Here is a 17,549-nt window from a genome sequence, read left to right as displayed (position 1 = left end):
ATCAACTCGTCAAGCACGGCTTTGGCGCGGAACAACGCCATGCTGCGACGAGGAATATGATCACACGAAACTAAACAGTTAGGCTCCTGCGGTGGGGGAAATGGCAGCGGGAATGACCGTACCGGAAATCCTATCCCGACAACGGTGGAAGCAGACGATTGGCCCATAGCCACCCCAGCTAGCCAAGGTATTTCTGCTACCTCGATGCAAGCCCTGCTCGATGATGGCGCAGCAAATCCGTTTCTGTATAGTATGTTGGTCGTGCGCAATGGCCAGTTGATTGGGGAGCGCTATTACGGCGGCGCGAAATCATCGGACCTGCGCGGCGTTGCCTCCGTCACCAAGACCGTCAGCAGCATGCTGATTGGACAGGCTCTGGCCGAAGGCAAAATCGCCAGCACGACAGATACCCTTTCCAAGCTGCTACCAAATGAGCTGGCCAAGACACCCAACGCTTACGCCGCCGGGATTTCGCTACAGCAATTACTTGACATGCGCGGCGGCCAGGAATGGAATGAGCCGACCCGCCAGTACGATGCTACCGGTGCTTCGGACCTGACTGCGTTTGCGCTGGCGTTGCCGTCAGACGGGAGAGGTCGTGGTACGCGTTGGAACTATACGACCGCCTCCTCCCACCTCATGTCGCCGATCCTTCGTGATGCGTGTGGGATGGATGAATTGGCGCTAGCGACCACCAAGCTGTTTGAGCCACTTGGTATTCGCCGCAGCGCTTGGTCACGCGATGCTGTGGGTACGGTGCACGGCTCTTTCGGTCTGCAGTTACGTACCCGCGACGTGATGAAACTGGCTTGGATGGCGTTGCAAGCGGGGCAATGGCAAGGCCGTTCCATCGTTCCAGCAAGCTGGCTGGCAGACAGTCATGCTCCCCACGTGACAAAGCTGGGTGATTCTGGCGCGCTGGAAAATATCGGCTATGGTAATTTGTGGTGGAGTGGGACCATGGCGGGATTTTCGGTCAATCTGGCTTGGGGTTATGGTGGCCAATTCGCACTAATCGTGCCGAAGCTGAATCTGGCCATTGCCACCTCAGCTGAGCAAAACTTTCCCTATGCCACAGCGGACGCGCACGAAACCAGCATTCTGAATTTGATCGGCCGCTTCCTGCGGGCCGCACCGGGTTAACACCACCTCGTTATACACAACTCCGGCGCACCGCCCAGCGGGCCTGAAAACGCGTTGACATTGAATGGCTTGACGCGCCCTTGTAAACGCGCCGCGATTCAGGCTTACGCTCGTCTTTTGCGTGGACGAATTGGCGACAGAGCCAGCACCTTGAACCGGGACGGAATTTGAACAACTCGACCCAGGCGATGCGCGCCTGAACAAACGAGCGAAGATCTTGACGGAACGATTTGCGGCTGACCCGACGGCGAGCGTGCCGAATGCCTGCCAAGGCTTGGGGCGAAACAATGGCGGCGTACCGCTTCTTCGACAACGACAGCGTCGACTGGCAGGCGATCATGGCGCCACATTGGCAGCAAACCGCGCAGCGCATGGCCGCGCTGCCGCTGGTGCTGTGCCTGCAGGACACGACCGAACTCGATTTCAATGGCCAAGGCGCGTTCGGCCTCGGTTCGTTGAGCTATCAACCCCCGCGCGGCATGGGCTGAAGGCGCGTACGATGCGCCGGATGGCGTCGAGCCGACCGACTGGTACCGCGCGCGCTGGGAAATCGAGCGGCCTGCCTGCTGCGAAAAAAACACCTCCGGACAAGCCAGGTCTGCACGACGTTCTGCGCCAACTCGCCTGCATCGGCGGCTTCCTCGCATGCAAGAGCGATGGCGAGCCCGGCGTCAAAACAATCTGGCTTGGATTGAAGGATGTTCATGTGGCGGCGGAAACGATACGCACGTTACGTGAAATGGGCGCGCTCAAGAGTTGTGTCTGACGAGGTGGTCGTAGTCAGCTAGCGAGTGATCCGAGGGGAGGATACATGCGTGGCTGCGCGAATATCGATGCGCTTATTGCACAGAATCGCGGTTCTCATGTACTACCTCGCGCAATTTAGCTGGTAAAGGAATTCGGCTGCCAGCCTCAGCGTGCACAGTAAGGCCTGATTTCCCACTATTTTCTTTCCACACCTAAACAATTCCAGAAAAGCACGGATGCCTTGTCGAAGCCGATGAATGGCGCCTTTTGGCCCACGTCGGCACTCGAATTCTCACATGCCTGCGTTGGCAGGCATCCAGACAAGGAATAGTGCAATGGTTGCGATTGTTAACGGACATGGACTTGGGCTGAATCTGACACTGAACGGTGTACTCGGCGATGGCGGCTTGCTTGGCCAGGCGCAAGCCGGCCGCAATGGCCAGCAGGTGTATGTTAACGGCAGCAATGGCAACCTGATCGTGCAGACCCGCGACGAACAGCTGTTCGATCATGGCCTCGACCTTGGCGTCTTGCGCACCTACAGCAGCCAGGGTCAGCTTGGCGACGCCGGCAGTGACAATCCCAGCACCGGACTGTATGCGCAACGCATCGAACTGATCCAGGGGGAGCTTGGCAGCCCGGGCAGCGCGATCCGCCTGAGCGGACGTGATGGTTCGCAAACCGTTTACTGGCTGGCCAGCGCGCCATCGCCCGGCGAAGGTTCCCGGCGCAGCGCCGAGTCCTTGCAGTATGTACCGGAGGCCGGTGGCTTGGCGGGTACCATCGAGGTCGTCGACGGCGCCGTTCTTTGGCGCAATCTGGACGCCACGCTGGTCCAGACCTACGATGGCGTGAGCGGACGCTTGCTGAGTGCAGTCGATGCCGGCGCTTACCGGGTCGACTATGCGTACACCGATGGCGGTTTGCTGCGTAGCGCCACCAGCGACAGCGGCGAAGCGGTGTACTACGAGTACGATGGCGCCAACCTGGCCAGCGTGCGCACGCATATCCAGGATGCCGACGGCAACTGGCGCGACCAGACCCGCGTGCGCTATGAGTACGACGCCAGCTCCCGCCTCAGCGCTGTCGTGGTCGACCTCAGCCCCGCAGACAACAGCGTGGCCGACGCAAACGTGTATCGCACCGGCTACCGCTACGATGGCGACAGCCAGCGCCTGGCATCGATTTCCCAGACCGACGGTACCACGCTGGCCTTTACCTACGTCGAAGACGACACGGGATTTCGCCTGTCGTCGGTTTCGGAAGGCGGCAGCACGTATGCGGACGGGAGCTACAACGTCACGCTGCTGGGTGCCGATGGCAGCCGGGTCGTCACGCACATCGACGGACAAGGGCAGGCGGTGCTGCAGACCACGAGCAGCCCGGACGGCACGAAAACCAGCGTGCGCCGCGAGGGTGGCGCCACCACCACCGTCAACGTCGCGGCCGACGGTACGACGACGACCGATACGGACGACGGTGCCGGCTACACCTCAACCACCATCCTCGGCGTGGATGGCCAAAGCAACACCACCTGGTCGCGCGCCGACGGCACCTCGGGAGACGCCTCCAGTGGCCCTGGCGTTGCCTCGTGGACGCGCTACGACGCGCAGGGGCGGACCGTGGAATCCGGGCAAACCCAGGTTAACGACTTCAGCCGGAAGACCGTCACCGAATACGACGAGAATGGCGACGTCCTGACCGAGACCGCGACGATGGCGTATGCCGACGGCAGCGGGTACAGCCAGGTCACGCATGCGGACGGCAGCTACGAAGCCAGCAACCGTGACCGCCTTGGCGCGGTGTCGACCAACGCCGGAACGGACGACGCTTACACCTGGCAAGACAGCGATGGGCAAACCGGCAGTTTCGAGCGCGCCGCCGATGGCACCGGAACGTACCGCGTCCGCTATCCCGACGGCACCTACAGCATTGAGACCTATATCGTGGACGTGGTCGACCACACCGTCACCTACAACGCCGAGGGCGCCATCATCGCCGACGATTTGGACCTGCCCGGCCTGCCACGGGTCAGCACCAGCTGGCATGCCGACGGTTCCAGTACCACCACCCGTACCAGCCCGACCGACGGCAGCTATACCGTGTCCGAGGATGATGGCCATGGCAACCTGACCAGCACCGACTTCGACGCCGACGGTAATCGCACCGCTGTCAGCTGGACGCACGCCGATGGCAGCAGCGGCGCCGAGAGCTTCGATGTCAGCGACGTCCCCCTTCTGAACAGTCCACTGGCGAACCAGGCGGCCGTCGGCGGCGCCGCGTTTACCTTGACGCTGCCGGAGGAACTGTTCCTTGTCGCCAGCGGCACGCCGGTCTCGTATGAAGCATCGCCGTACGATCCGACCAGCATGCAGTCGTGGCACTTCGACGCCGCGACCCGCACATTGTCCGGCGTTCTGGTCGCAGGTATTCATGGCTGGGTGCAGATCGACATCGTCGCGCGCAGCGTGGACGGCCTGAAATCGTCCACCACAGGCTGGCTCGACGTTGCCGCAAACAACAGCGCGCCAGTCGTCGTCGCGGCGCTGCCACCCCAGCAGGCGTCGCAGGGCGCACCGTTCGCGTTTGTCCTGCCGGCCGGCTTGATTGCCGACGCGGACGTCGACGACACGCTGCGCTACACCGCCTCCCTGGCCGACGGTGCGCCATTGCCAGCCTGGCTGGTATTTGATGCCACCACAGGCACCTTCAGCGGCGTGCCGCTGCAGGGCGACGTGGGCAGCGTGGACATCCGCATTACCGCCATCGACGGCGCCGGCGCAGAAGTCAGCGCTACCTTCAGCCTGGGCGTGGCCGCGGCCGCCAACGGCGATGCGGCGCGCCCGGGCCAGCTGTTCCAGTACGATGCGAACAGCGGCGAAACGACTTATACCGATGCGCTTGGCCGGGTAACCCGCCTTGGCTATAACGGCAATGGCCAGCTTGCAAGCATCAGTGCGCCAGGCGGCGCGCAGCCGGTGCAGATCGACTACGGGTGGAACGGCCAGGTCAGTACGGTGTCGGACCGCAACGGCGTCGCCACCCAGATGAGCTACGACGCTGTCGGGCACCTGGTGTACCGGTCGACGGCCGACGGCAAGTCGACCAACTGGACGTACAGCGAGCGTGGCGAACTGCTGGCCGAGCGCACCGACGATGGCAGCACCAGCGCGACCACCTTGTACTACTACGCGCCATCGCCAGCCGGCGCCGCCATGCACGGCGAGCTGCGCTACCGCGTCAGTCCGGAAGGGCGGGTCACCGAATACCGCTACGACGGCCATGGCCAGCTCGTCACGACCCTCGCGTACGACAAACAGGTACTCGACGCTGGTCAGCTCAACCAGTACATGGATGTGGCCGAGATCGCCGCCCTGGTGCTGGCCGCCACGCCTGGCGCCAGCATGGCCGGGCCGACCCGGCAGGACGTCGAACGCACCGACATGTTTTACGATGCGCACGGCCAGCTCACGCGCGTGCTGAAGTACGCGCAAGTGCAGACCGATCTGCAATCGACCGGCGTGGCCGGCAGCGCCGTCGAGACCCGCTACGTGTACGACCAGGGCGGCCGCCTGCTCAACAAAATTGACGGCGCAAACGGCACCCCGACCACCTATGCCTACGATGGCCTGGGGCGCGTACTGGGCGTGTCCGTCGGCGGCGTCGCCACGTCGGTCACGCTGTACGACGATGCCGGCAACCGCACCGTGGTCACCGACGCACACGGCGACAGCACGGTCAGCGCGTATGACAATGCCGGCCGCCTGGTGGCGCTGACGCAGCAGGGCTTGGGCACCACCGCCTATGTCTACGACGCCCTGGGGCGCGAAACGATGCGCGAAACGCCGTCGGGTGCGCGCACCTGGACCTACTACGACGCGGCCGGCAACAAGGCCGCCGACATCGATGCGGCGGGGCGGATGCATGCCTATGCCTACGACGCCAACGGCAACCGCACCTGGTCGGTGACGTATGCCGAACTGGTCGATACTGCGCAGCTCGTCGATGGCACCGGCGCGCCGTTGCCGCTCGACGTGGAAACGCTGCGCCCGCAAGCGCAGTCGGGCGACGTGCAGACGTGGACCACGTGGGATACCCAGGGGCGCCCGGTGCACCAGATCGATAACGCCGGCCACGTCACTGCGACCGCCTATAACGGCGCCGGCCAGGTGACTGGCGTCACCAGCTATGCGACCGCGCTGGACACTGCCGGCCTGGCGTCCATCCTGACGCCGTCCATGGTCTACGTGCCGGCTGCGCCGGGCGACCAGCTGGTGCGCAATTTGTATGACGCCGACGGCCTGCTGGCCGCAACCCTGGCCGCGACCGGCATGCTGGTGCAGTATCTGCACGATGGCGCCGGCAACCTGACCGAAGAACGTGCCTACACGACGGTCGTCGAGCCGGCACTGCGCGCAAGCGGTACGCTGGCCCAACTGAGCGCCGGCCGGCAGTCCGACGACGACGTGCGAACCATGTACCAGTACGACGGCGCGGGCACGCGCATTGCCACGTCGACGCTGCTGGGCTACCCCGAGAACGTGGTGCCCGGTGCGCACGTGATCGCCGGCGCGATCTCGCAGCCGGGCGAGCGCGACGCCTATGAATTTACCCTCACCGAACAATCGCGCCTGTTCTTCGACGGCGTGCAGGGCGAGGCAATGCAGTGGACCCTGACCAACGGCGCCAGCACGGTGTTTGCCAGCCGCGACCTGACCGCGACCGGCGACCGCTTCCTGGAACTGGGCGCGGGTACCTACCGCCTCACCGTCGATGGTCTGGGCGACCGCACCGGCAACTATAAATTCCGCCTGCTGGGTGAAGCGTCGGCCCAGGTCATCGTGCCCAATTACGCCGCCAGCGGCACGCTGCAGTCGGCCACGCAGTCGGCGCTGTACCAGGTCAACGTACAGGCGGGCGATCGCCTGTTCCTGCAGGCGAATGCGGGCAATTATGGCCTGCACTACACCATCTTCGGCCCGGACGGGCGCGTGGTCAGCGCACCCTACAGTTTCAGCGACAGCGGCGTGGTGACGGCCGAGCGCAGCGGCACCTACTGGGTCAGCATCGAAGGAACGGCCGGCGCCAACGAAGCGCTGGCCTACAATTTCACGCTGTACCGCAGCACGCCGCTGTCCCAGGCACTGGTGGCGGGCATCGCCACCCAGGCGAACACCGCGACACCGGGTGCGATCAGCTACTACGATATCGATGTGACCGAGGCCGGCTGGCTGCGCTGGGACCAGCTCAGCAGCGCCAACGACGCGCTGCGCTGGACCTTGACAACCCCGAACGGGACCCGGCTGGGGCAGGCGGACACGAATGGCGACGATGCGGCGCGCAGCATGCTGGCAGTCGGCCCGGGGCGCTATCGACTGGCCGTCGAGGCCGTCGGCCGGCAAGCTGCCGCGCTCGATTTCCGCATGCTGTTCGTGGCACGTGCGGCCGTGGCCGACCTGGCGCTCGGCCAGACCGTCTCGATCGATGCGCCAACCGGGCGCGAAGACCAGGTCTACAAGCTGCATGTCGACGGCGCGACCAACCTGGTCCTGCGTACCGCGATAACGACGCCGGGCCAGACCGTGCACATCCAGGTCAGCAATCCGGCCGGCGGCGTGCTCGACTATGCCGACAACATCCGCGACGGCAAGCTGCAGGATTTCGTGCTGCCGGCCGCCGGCGATTATTATATTTTCGTCGGCGGCAGCCTGGGCAACACCGGTCCCCTGGCGGCCACACTGTCCATCGACACCTGGGTCGACGCCACGGCCGACGCCGGCACCATTGCGCTGGACGTCGCGACCGCGTTCACCGGCGCGCTGGTGTCGCGCGACCAGCAGCTGACCACCACCTTCCACGTTGCCAGCGCCGGGACCTGGTTCTTCGATGCGCCCGCGTCGTTCGACGGCGGCCAGTGGGAACTCATCGGGCCGACCGGCACCGTGGTGGGCACGCGCGATCTGAGCTATTCCACCGGAACGAACGGCGTCAGCGCCTACCTGACGGCGGGCGACTACCGCCTGGTGGTGTCGGCCTGGGGCTACCAGGGCGGTGCATTCGAACTGCGCGCCACCGGCACCGCCACGGCCATGGCGTTCGAGCCGGGCACGCCCGTGGCGATCGGCGCACTGGCCGTTGGCGAATCGGCCCTGTTCGCGCTCGACGCGGCGCCGGGCGACGCCTTCGCCTACACCATGAGCGCGCCCTGGCAGTACGAAATCACGGCCTTCGACGCCTACGGGCGACGCGTCGGCTCTGGCTACTACCCGCAGGATACCCTGTACCAGCAGGGCGCCAGCGGTGCGCTGTACCTGCGCGTTACGCGCACGTCGAATGGCGACGCCGGCGCCACGCTCGATATCGTGCGTACCCCGGCCGACCCGGCCGCGCCAGCCGACAGCACGCCCATCACGGTGGGCCAGGCCGTCAGCGCCAGCGGTGACGGCCAGCTCGATTTCAGCTTCGACCTGGCGCAGGATGGCTGGATCGCGCTGAACTGGGAACGCGGGGACTGGCGCAGCGCCAGCCTGAGCGGTCCGCGCGGCGCCGAGAATTCGCTGTGGCTGGGGTCGTGGGACTGGCGCATGCCGGTGACCTGGCTGGTGGCAGGGCATTACCAGATGACGCTGACAGGCGGCAGCGGCGACGCCGCCTTCATGCTGGTCGACGCGGCCCATGCGCGAGCGCTGGCGACCAACGCCCCGGTGGCCATCGACCTGGCCGACGACGAAGCGTACGCGCTGTTCGATATCAGCCTCGACGCCGGCGCCGCCATCGATTTCCACGCGCTGGAAGGCTCCAGCGCCGGGTACTGGCGGCTGTACGATGCCGGTGGCGATGTCGTCGCTTCCGGCAACACCGCGTATGCGTACTACAACCGCTTGCCGGTGACCAGCAGCGGGCACTACCTGCTGGCGGTGGCACGCGGCGACAGCGGCGCGGTGCGCTTCGAAGTGACCCAGGGATCAAGCGCGCCTACGCCACTGGTCCTGGGCGGCATCAACCACGGCAGTTACGGGCCGGCCAGCACGCTCGACTACACTTTCACGCTCGGCGCCCCGGCCCAGCTGGCGCTGGCTGAGACGATCGCCTCCGGCAGCAGCAATTACGCGCTTCTCGACGCCTATGGCAACACCGTCAGTCCGACCTGGAGCAGCACTGGCAAGTCGACCTATTCGCTGGGCGCCGGGCAGTACACGCTGCGCGCCAACTATTACTACTCGTTGACCACGGCCGTACCGTTCACGTTCACGACGACGCTGGTTGACAGCGCAGCCAGCCCGGCCCTGCCGGCCGACGGCACCACCAGCGCCAGCGTGGACTGGGCGCAGGGTGGCGGTACCCTCAAGCTGAACCTGGAAGCGGGCAAGACCTACTGGCTCGCGCCCGCCAGCATCGGCTACTACGACACCATGGTCTACCGCGCCTGGAATGCCCAGGGCGAGGAGGCTGGCAGTACCTCGATCAGCGGCTATGCGGGCGGTTCCGGCTTCTCCATCACGCCGGACGCCAGTGGCGAATACATCGTCCAGCTGACCGGCGTCTCGGCCAGCAACGGCCAGCTGCTCACCGGCAGCATGGCATTTACCCTGTCCCAGGTCCGCGACCAGTTCCAGGACATCACATTGGGCATTCCCGTCACCGGCTCGCTGAACCTGCCCGCCGACCGCCAGGCGTACCAGTTCACGCTGGCGCAGGCTGACTGGGTCTGGATCGACGCCCAGGGTGGCGACTACACCGGCTCGCTGGTGCGCACCGACATCGAGTCGACCATCTTCACGACCGGCAGCCTGAACTACGCAGGCGAGCGCCGCCTGGTCCACCTCGATGCCGGCACCTACGCCTTGCGCCTGGTGCCGACCCGGGCATCGCCCGGCCAGTACCGGCTGGGCATCACCAGCGCCGCCGCCTTGCCGGCGCTGGCCGTCGGCGGCACCGTGACACCGGACGTGGCCGAAGGCCGCATGGCCAGCGCCTACCGTATCGACGGCAGTGCCGGCCAGAAACTACTGTTGGGCGGCACCTCGCTGACCGGCTATCCGTACACTTACTGGACCATCGTCGGCCCGGCTGGCCAGGTTGTCACGTCCGGCAGCTACTACGGCGGCGGCGGCGACAATGCGACACGGATCACCTTGCCTGTCGACGGCACCTACGTGCTGTACGTGTCGAGCCATGGCGGCGACACTGCGCCATTCAGCACGCGGCTGTCGCTGTCGGCCTGGAGCGAGCCGGTTACCGAACTGTCGCTGGGCGCCCAGGTCAGTGCCACGCTGGCCACTGGCGGCGACATCGCGCATTACCACTTCACGCTGGCCGAGGCGACCACCGTGCTGCTCGATTTGCGCGGCGGCAACGCGTCGCTCAACCTGACCGGCCCGTCCGGCAGCGCGTACAGCGGCACGCTGTCCGGCAGCGCCAGCGGCTACGCCGTCCTGCGCCTCGCGCCGGGGGACTACAGCGTCGATTTGCAATCGAACAGCCTGACCCCCGCATCGTATGCATTCGCCCTGCTGGACCTGGACGGCACTGCGGTCGGCCATGGTGCCGATGCCGTCTTCAGCGCCGAACTGGCCGCGGGTGCCAACACGTCCGTGCACCGGATCACGGCCCGGCCGGGCGTGCTGTACAACCTGGATCTGTCGGTCACCCCGGCCGGTTCGACCAATCTGCGCTATTCCCTGGTCGACGCCTACGGGCGCACGATCGGCAATGGTTATGATTTCACGCAGTCGCTCAGCTTTACCGGCCCGGACAGCGGCGCCGTCTACCTGGTCGCGACGCGCTACTCCGGTCAGACGCAGACGCAGGCAGTGGCGTTTGGCGTCACCTTGCGCCAGCCGGCACTGGCGACCGGTCCGCTGGCCTGGGACACCCCGCTGCAGCTGGCGCTGGGCAGCCGCCAGGACCAGTACAACTTCGGCCTGACGCAGGAAGAGGGCGGCTGGATTGTGCTCGACGATATCGCGGCGCCATCCGGCACCGTGGTGTTCGACATCGCGCGCCCGGATGGCACGGTGGTCACCTCGGCCCAGTATTTCAATGCCGCCGGCGCTGGCCATTTCTCCGTCTACCTGGCGGCAGGCAGTTACGTGGTACGCGTGCGTGCCAGTGCCGACGATGTCGCCGGCCCGGCCAGCTTCACCGCGCACCGCGTGCCGGACGCGCACCAGCTGGGCCGTCCCGGCGACACCAGTCACGAACTGGCCATGCCCGCCGGCGCGGCGACGACCGGCTGGTGGACGCTGGACGCCAAAGCCGGTGAACACCTCGCCCTTGGCGCCAGCACCTGGAGCGGCGCAGGCCTGGTCGAACTGGTGGGCCCGAACGGCAATGTCGTACGCAGCTGGAACCCGCAGCAGGGCACGCAGCTCAGCTACGATTTCGCCACCAGTGGCAACTACCTGGTGCGCGTGCAGCGCGCCGCGGGTGCCGCCAATGCGGTCGTCCTTAACGCGACATGGGGCGCGGCCGACACGGCGCCTGCCGTGGTGTCGACCTTCAATGCCAGCGGCACCGTGTCGACCGGCGCACCGCAAACCTTCCAGTTCGAACTGGCCGAAGCGGGCCTGTGGTACATCGACCGCCCGGCAGTGACGGACTACTACGCATATAACTACCAGCACGCCGTCGTGACCGACGCCAACGGCGCGGTGGTGGCCAGCGATTACCGCCAGGCGCACTTGCTGGGCGCTGGCGTGTACACGCTGACGATCAGCCAGGACTACGGCACCGTCAGGCCATTCAGTTTTGCCCTGCGCCAGCTCGATCAGGGCCAGGTTCCGGTCCTCCTGTACGGCCAGCCGGCCGTGTTTTCCCCGGCGACCACCCAGGACTTCACCAGCTCGATCTACCGCGTCGATGCCGCCGCCGGCGACATCGTGGGTCTGAACGTGCTCGCGCGCAATGGCTACGTCTATCCGCAATGGCAATTGCTGAACCAGTTTGGCCAGGTGGTGTACACCCGCGCCGACGCCACCAGCGACAACGCCGGTTTCAAGCTGCCTGGCGACGGACCGTACTACCTGGTACTCGATATCGCTTCCTACGGCGTGCAAAATGCCGGCAGCGTGTCGTTCCAGCTCGATAACCTGGCGACCCTGGCGCCGACGCCAGTGCAACTGGGCCAGACCATCAGCGGCACGCTCAATGGCCAGGTTGAAAGCCGCACCTACAGCTTCGACGTCGACGCGCGCACGCTGGTAGCGTTCGACCGCCTCAATTCGCAGGCCGGCGGCAGCGTCACCTGGACCCTCAGCGGACCGTACTCGGACCGCGACCTGGCCAGCGAGTATCTCTATACCAACTCGACGAACGACCCGGCTCGCACGGTAACGCTCGAACCGGGCCATTACACGATCACCGTGCGCAACAGCGACCGTGCCAGCAGCCCGTACGCGTTCCGCCTGATGCCGCTGGCGCAGGCCACCCCGCTCGTGGCCGGACAATGGCTGGACGGCCAGGTCATCAACCCGAACGGCGAGATGAACGCCTATGGCATCGATGCACGCGTTGGCGACCGCCTGTATTTCGACTTGCGCAACGTGACCCCGCGGACCTACGGCTACGACCCGAAAACCGGCAACTACCGCTACAACTACAGCGGCGCGCTGCGCCTGATCGACCCGAGCGGCAAGGTGGTGGCCACCGGCACCGATATCGTCGACACCGAGTGGCTGGCGACCGTCTCCGGGCGCTACACCATTACCTTCGACGACAGCCTGTCGAATGACGCCACCGTCACGTTCAGCATCGCCGCCTTCGTCAACAGCCCACCGACCGTGCACGTGATCGACCTGGGCGCCGAGCAGGCCGGGGTCGACCTGCATGTGGGCGCGGTGACGGTCAGCGCCGCTGATGGCAATGCGATCGCGTCCGGCGCCACCATCCACCTCGCCTGGACCACCGTCAACCAGGGGCCCATCGCCACCCGGGGCGATTTTTCCGAACGCATCGTGGTGCGCAAGGCCGGCAGCGGCGAAGTGCTGCTGCAGGCGACACTGCCGTACAGCCAGTCGGGTGCCGGCGCCCTGCAGCCGGGCCAGTCAGCCCTGCGCGGCGTGGACCTGCGCCTGCCCGATGGCCTGGTCGGCGCCGGCGACCTGGTCGTCACCATCGAGACCGACAGCGACGGCGCGCAGGGCGAGCATGGCGCCGCGGGCCAGAACAACCTGGCCAGCGCAACGTTCAGCAGCATCCTGGCGCCGTACGCCAACCTGGCGCCGGCCGGGCTGGCCCTGTCTCCGTCCGCCAACTGGCAGAGCGGCGACACCGTCACCGTGCAATGGGTTACCAATAACAGCGGCAGCGCGCCCGCCAGCGGCGCCTGGACCGAGCGCGTCGAACTGGTCAACGTCACCACCGGCGCGACGGTGTTTGCGACCAGCCTGGCGTTCATGGCGCAGGCGATCGGCGCCGGCAGCGGCGCCGAGCGCGCCGCCAGCTTCACCTGGCCGGCGGGCCTGAACGCCGTGGGCAGCTTCCGCCTGCGCGTGACGGTCGATACACTGGGCCAGGTGCCCGAATACGGCAGCGCCGGCGCGCTCGAGGCAGACAACATGGCCGAGCGCCTGCTTGCCGTCGGCCCCGATCTGCAGGCCCGCAACGTGGGCGTGCTGGCGCCGTCAACCCAGGATGGCGACACCGTCACCCTGGTCTGGGACGACGTCAACAGCGGCAGCGTGGCGGTCCCCGGCGGCTACCAGGACCATGTGGTGGTACGCCAGCGCAATGCCGACGGTTCCGCGGGCGCGATCGTGCTCGATACCGCCGTGGCCTTCGCGGGCGATGCCGGGCGTGGGCTCGGCGTGGGCGAGTCGCGCCAGCGCGTGCTCAGCTTCACGCTGCCCGCTGGCTTGCGTGGCAGCGGCGCCTTCATCATCAGCGTCACGGCCGACAGCAACGCGGCTGGCATCGGCAGCGTGTTTGAAACCAATATCGCCGGCAACGCCGAAGCGAACAACAGCGCCACCGGCGCCTTCACCAGCGTTGGCCGCAGCTATGCCAACCTGGCCCCGACCGGCCTGGTGGCCCCGGCAACCCTGCTCGCCGGGCAGGAAAGCCGTGTCAGCTGGACCGTCGTGAACCGCGGCGCAGTCGATGCCACCGGCTCGTGGGTTGACCGCGTGGTGCTGTCGCTCGACGACGTCATCGGCAACGGCGACGACATCATCCTGGCCAATGTCAAAATCAACGGCGGCCTGGCCGCCGGCGCCGCCTACACGCAGGACGCGACCTTCGTGGTCCCGGGCCGCATCAGCGGCAACTACAAGATCGCCATCGTCAGCGACATCAACCGCGCCGTCGCCGAACCGGATACGCGCGCCGACAATGTGCTCCTCGCAGGCAGCGTGCAGATCTCCGCCGCCTACACCGACCTGGCGCCCACCGTCACCAGCGCGCCCGCGAGCGCCTACGCCAACCGCGACACGCGCGTCGAATGGAGCGTCAGCAACAACGGCACGCTCGGCACCGATACCGGCCTGTGGGTTGACCAGGTGTACCTGTCGCGCACCCCCGCGCTGGCGGCCGACGCGATCCTGCTCGGCTCCGTCACCCACAGCGGCGCCCTGGCAGTGGGGCAGGGCTACGCAGCCGGGCTCGATGTCAGGATGCCGTCCGGCCTGTCCGGCACCTGGTATGTCGTGGTGCGCAGCGACGCGTTCGGCAAGACGTTCGAGCCGGGCCACACCGCCAACAACACGGTGGCAGCAGCGCACGGCACCGAGATGCTGGCCGAGCCGAAGCCGAACTTCAGCGTGCAGGACGTGACTGCGCCGGCCACCTGGCGCGTGGGCGACAATGTGCAGGTGTCGTACACCGTGCGCAATGATGGCAATGATGGCGCCAATTCGTACACCTACGAAAGCCTGCGCCTGGTGAACCTGGATGACCCGCGCCAGACGATCATGCTGGCCACGCCGGCTGCGAGCCGCCAGGTGGCCTCAGGCAGCAGCTTTACCAATACCGTCACGCTGACGGTGCCAGGCATCCCGTCTGGCAACTGGACGCTGGAAGTGGTGGCCGATGCCGGCAATCACGTCGCCGAACGCAACGAAGCCGACAACACGGCCACGCGCGCCGTCACCGTGGCGGCGCCCGACCTGGCCGTGGGCGCCATCGAGGTGGCCGGTACCATGACCGGCGGCGAGAACGTCACCTTCACGTGGGTCACGGCCAACAACGGCAATGCCGATGCGGCCAACGTCGTCGACGCGATCTACCTGTCGCGCGACGGCGTGATTGGCAGCGATGACATCAAGATCGGTGAAATCAGCCACGCTTTGATCGCCGCCGGTGGCAATGCCTTTGGTTCCATCAGCTGGCGCCTGCCGGCCGACGCTGCGGGCAGCTACCGCCTGATCGTCGTCACCGACAAAGCCAACACCATCAATGAAAGCGGCCAGGAAGCGAACAACCAGGCCGACCGTTCGCTGGAAATCGCCCGTGATGTGTATGCCGACCTGGCCGTGCGCACGGTCACCGCGCCCACCCTGGTGATCGGCGACCCGGCCAGCATCACCGTCAGCTACACGGTGGCCAATCTCGGCACCGGCGCCGGACGTACGCTGTCGTGGACCGATGTGGTGGTGTACTCAGCCGACGACATCCTCGGCAACGGCGACGACATCGTGCTGGGCACTGTCCTGCACGACGGCGCACTGGGCGCCGGCGCCACTTATGCCGGCAGCGTTACCTATACCGCGCCGGCCGGCCTGACCCGCCACGGCCAGGTGTTCGTGCGTACCGATGCCGCCGGCAAGGTCTGGCAAAACGGCAGCAGTGCGAATGACGTCATGCGCGCCGATGCGCCGCTCGACGTGATGGCGAAACCCTACGCCGACCTGCGCGTGGAAAGCCTGACCACCAGCGGCAGCCCGGTCAGCGGCCAGCCGCTGACGGTCAGCTGGAGCGTGGCCAACCGCGGCATCGGCATCACCGACAGCAGCAGCTGGGCCGACCAGGTCTGGCTCAGCACCAATCCGGACGGCAGCGGCACACGTTACGAACTGGCCAACGCCAGCCACCTGGGCCAGCTGGGTGTGGACGGCACGTACACCCGTTCGGTCACGGTCGTGCTCCCGAACGGGATCGATGGCAATTACTACGTTAACGTGCGCACCGGCGGCCCGTTCGAATTCACCTATACCGGCAACAACACCGCCACGACGCTGGCACTGCCGGTGCAACTGGCGGCGACGCCCGACCTGGTCGTCGGCGCGATTGGGGCCAATCCGCCCAACGCCCAGGAAGGTTCGCCCGTCGATATCAGCTGGACCGTCACCAACCAGGGCGCGGCGCAGGCCGCCGGCCAGTGGGTAGACAAGGTCGAGCTGGTGCCGCTGGCCGGCGGCACGCCGGTCCTGCTGGGCAGCTTCAGCTACGCGCTGGGCCTGGAGTCGGGCATCAGCTACACCCGCACCGAATCGATCCGCCTGCCGGGCAAGATCGAGGGCGGCTACCGCATCCGGATTACCACCAACAGCAACCTGGGCGCCAGCGGCGACCAGGTGTATGAGGGCGGCGCGGCGCGCACCAACGACGTTGGCCTGTCCGAGCAGCCGCTGCTGGTCAGCCTGACCCCGCGCGCCAACCTGCGCGTCGATGGCATCACGGTGCCGGACCACGTCACGGCCGGCACCACTGCCGGCATCTCGTTCACGGTCAGCAATACCGGCACGGTGGCGACCAGCGGCCGCTGGACTGATGCCGTCTACCTGTCGCTCGACGGCAAGCTGAACGGCAATTCGATCCTGCTCGGCAAAGTCGAGAACGGCACCGGCCTGGCGCCGGAAGCGCAATACGCGAGCCTGCTGGCGTCATTCACGATTCCGCTGCGCCTGCGTGGCGAGGCTTACATCATCGTACAGGCCGACGTCAACAACCAGGTCGAGGAATACCCGAACGAGACGGACAACATCAGCATCAAGAAGTTTGTTGTCGATCCGGTCCCGTTCGCCGACCTCGTCACCAGCAATGTGGTGGCGCCATCGAGCACGACCTACGGCGCCACGGTGGCTGTTACCTACACCGTCACCAACGGCGGCGTGGCCACAACCCGCGGCGACACCAGCGCCGTTACCGGCTGGACCGATACCGTCTGGCTCACCACCAGCGCCGGCAAGCCGTCGCCATCGAAAGGCGACATCCTGATCGGCCGCGTTACCCACGACGGCATGCTCGACGTGGGCGCCAGCTACCAGGGCCAGGTGTCGGCGCTGCTGCCGGCCGATATCGCCAGCGGCAAGTACTTCATCACGGTGTGGGCCGATACCTACGGCGCGATCCCGCAGGACACGCTGGCCGGTAACGTCAATCCGGACGATCCTGCCACGCCGCTGTCCGACAATTTCAAGGCGCGCGCCATCGACGTGCTGGGCCAGTTCAAGCCCGACCTGGCGCCGACGCAAGTGACGGTGCAGCCGGGCGCGGCCGCCGGCGGCGCCATCACCTTCAGCTACACCGCGCAAAGTGTCGCCACCAGCCTGACCGGCAAGTGGACCGACAAGGTCTGGCTGGCCGACAATGCCGACCTGTCGAAAGCCAGCGTCAAGTGGCTGGTGGGTACCTACGCGCAGGACCGCAGCCTGGGCAACGGCCAGACCTACACGGTCAGCGACACCGTGCAACTGGCGCCGTCCGCCTCCGGCGCCTTCCTC

3 protein-coding genes and 1 pseudogene (1 of these 4 running past the window's edge) are annotated in these 17,549 nt (G+C 66.5%); all 4 read left to right on the top strand.

Annotated elements, in window-relative coordinates; all coding sequences use genetic code 11:
- Positions 1-204 precede the first annotated feature (204 nt).
- Positions 205-1,143 carry a serine hydrolase domain-containing protein gene (locus tag V6M87_RS25700; RefSeq protein ID WP_332879526.1) on the top strand — a complete coding sequence of 313 codons (939 nt, stop codon included), beginning with the start codon at positions 205-207 and terminating at the stop codon, positions 1,141-1,143.
- 196 nt (positions 1,144-1,339) lie between these two features.
- Positions 1,340-1,625 (top strand): annotated as a pseudogene (locus V6M87_RS25695) (transposase DNA-binding-containing protein); the annotation flags it as partial.
- A gap of 17 nt (positions 1,626-1,642) precedes the next feature.
- A complete protein-coding gene (locus V6M87_RS25690) occupies positions 1,643-1,909 on the top strand; it encodes an IS4 family transposase (protein ID WP_332879525.1) in 267 nt (88 codons plus the stop codon).
- Between the two features lie 316 nt (positions 1,910-2,225).
- A protein-coding gene (locus V6M87_RS25685) for a tandem-95 repeat protein (protein WP_332879524.1) crosses the window boundary here: on the top strand, positions 2,226-17,549 show its 5' portion. 21,465 nt of this gene lie beyond the right edge of the window; 15,324 of the gene's 36,789 nt are visible here — the first part of the coding sequence; the start codon lies at positions 2,226-2,228; the stop codon falls past the right edge of the window.

It is taken from the genome of Massilia sp. S19_KUP03_FR1, assembly GCF_036688685.1.
Taxonomy (GTDB): domain Bacteria; phylum Pseudomonadota; class Gammaproteobacteria; order Burkholderiales; family Burkholderiaceae_D; genus JALYUM01.
The sequence above is the reverse complement of the archived record's forward strand: the minus strand, read 5'-3'. Positions and strand labels throughout refer to the sequence as shown.

Coding starts and splice junctions, on each gene's coding strand:
- V6M87_RS25700 (WP_332879526.1), top strand. CDS start 205: ATGCAAGCCCTGCTCGATGATGGCGCAGCAAATCCGTTTCTGTATAGT.
- V6M87_RS25690 (WP_332879525.1), top strand. CDS start 1,643: ATGCGCCGGATGGCGTCGAGCCGACCGACTGGTACCGCGCGCGCTGGG.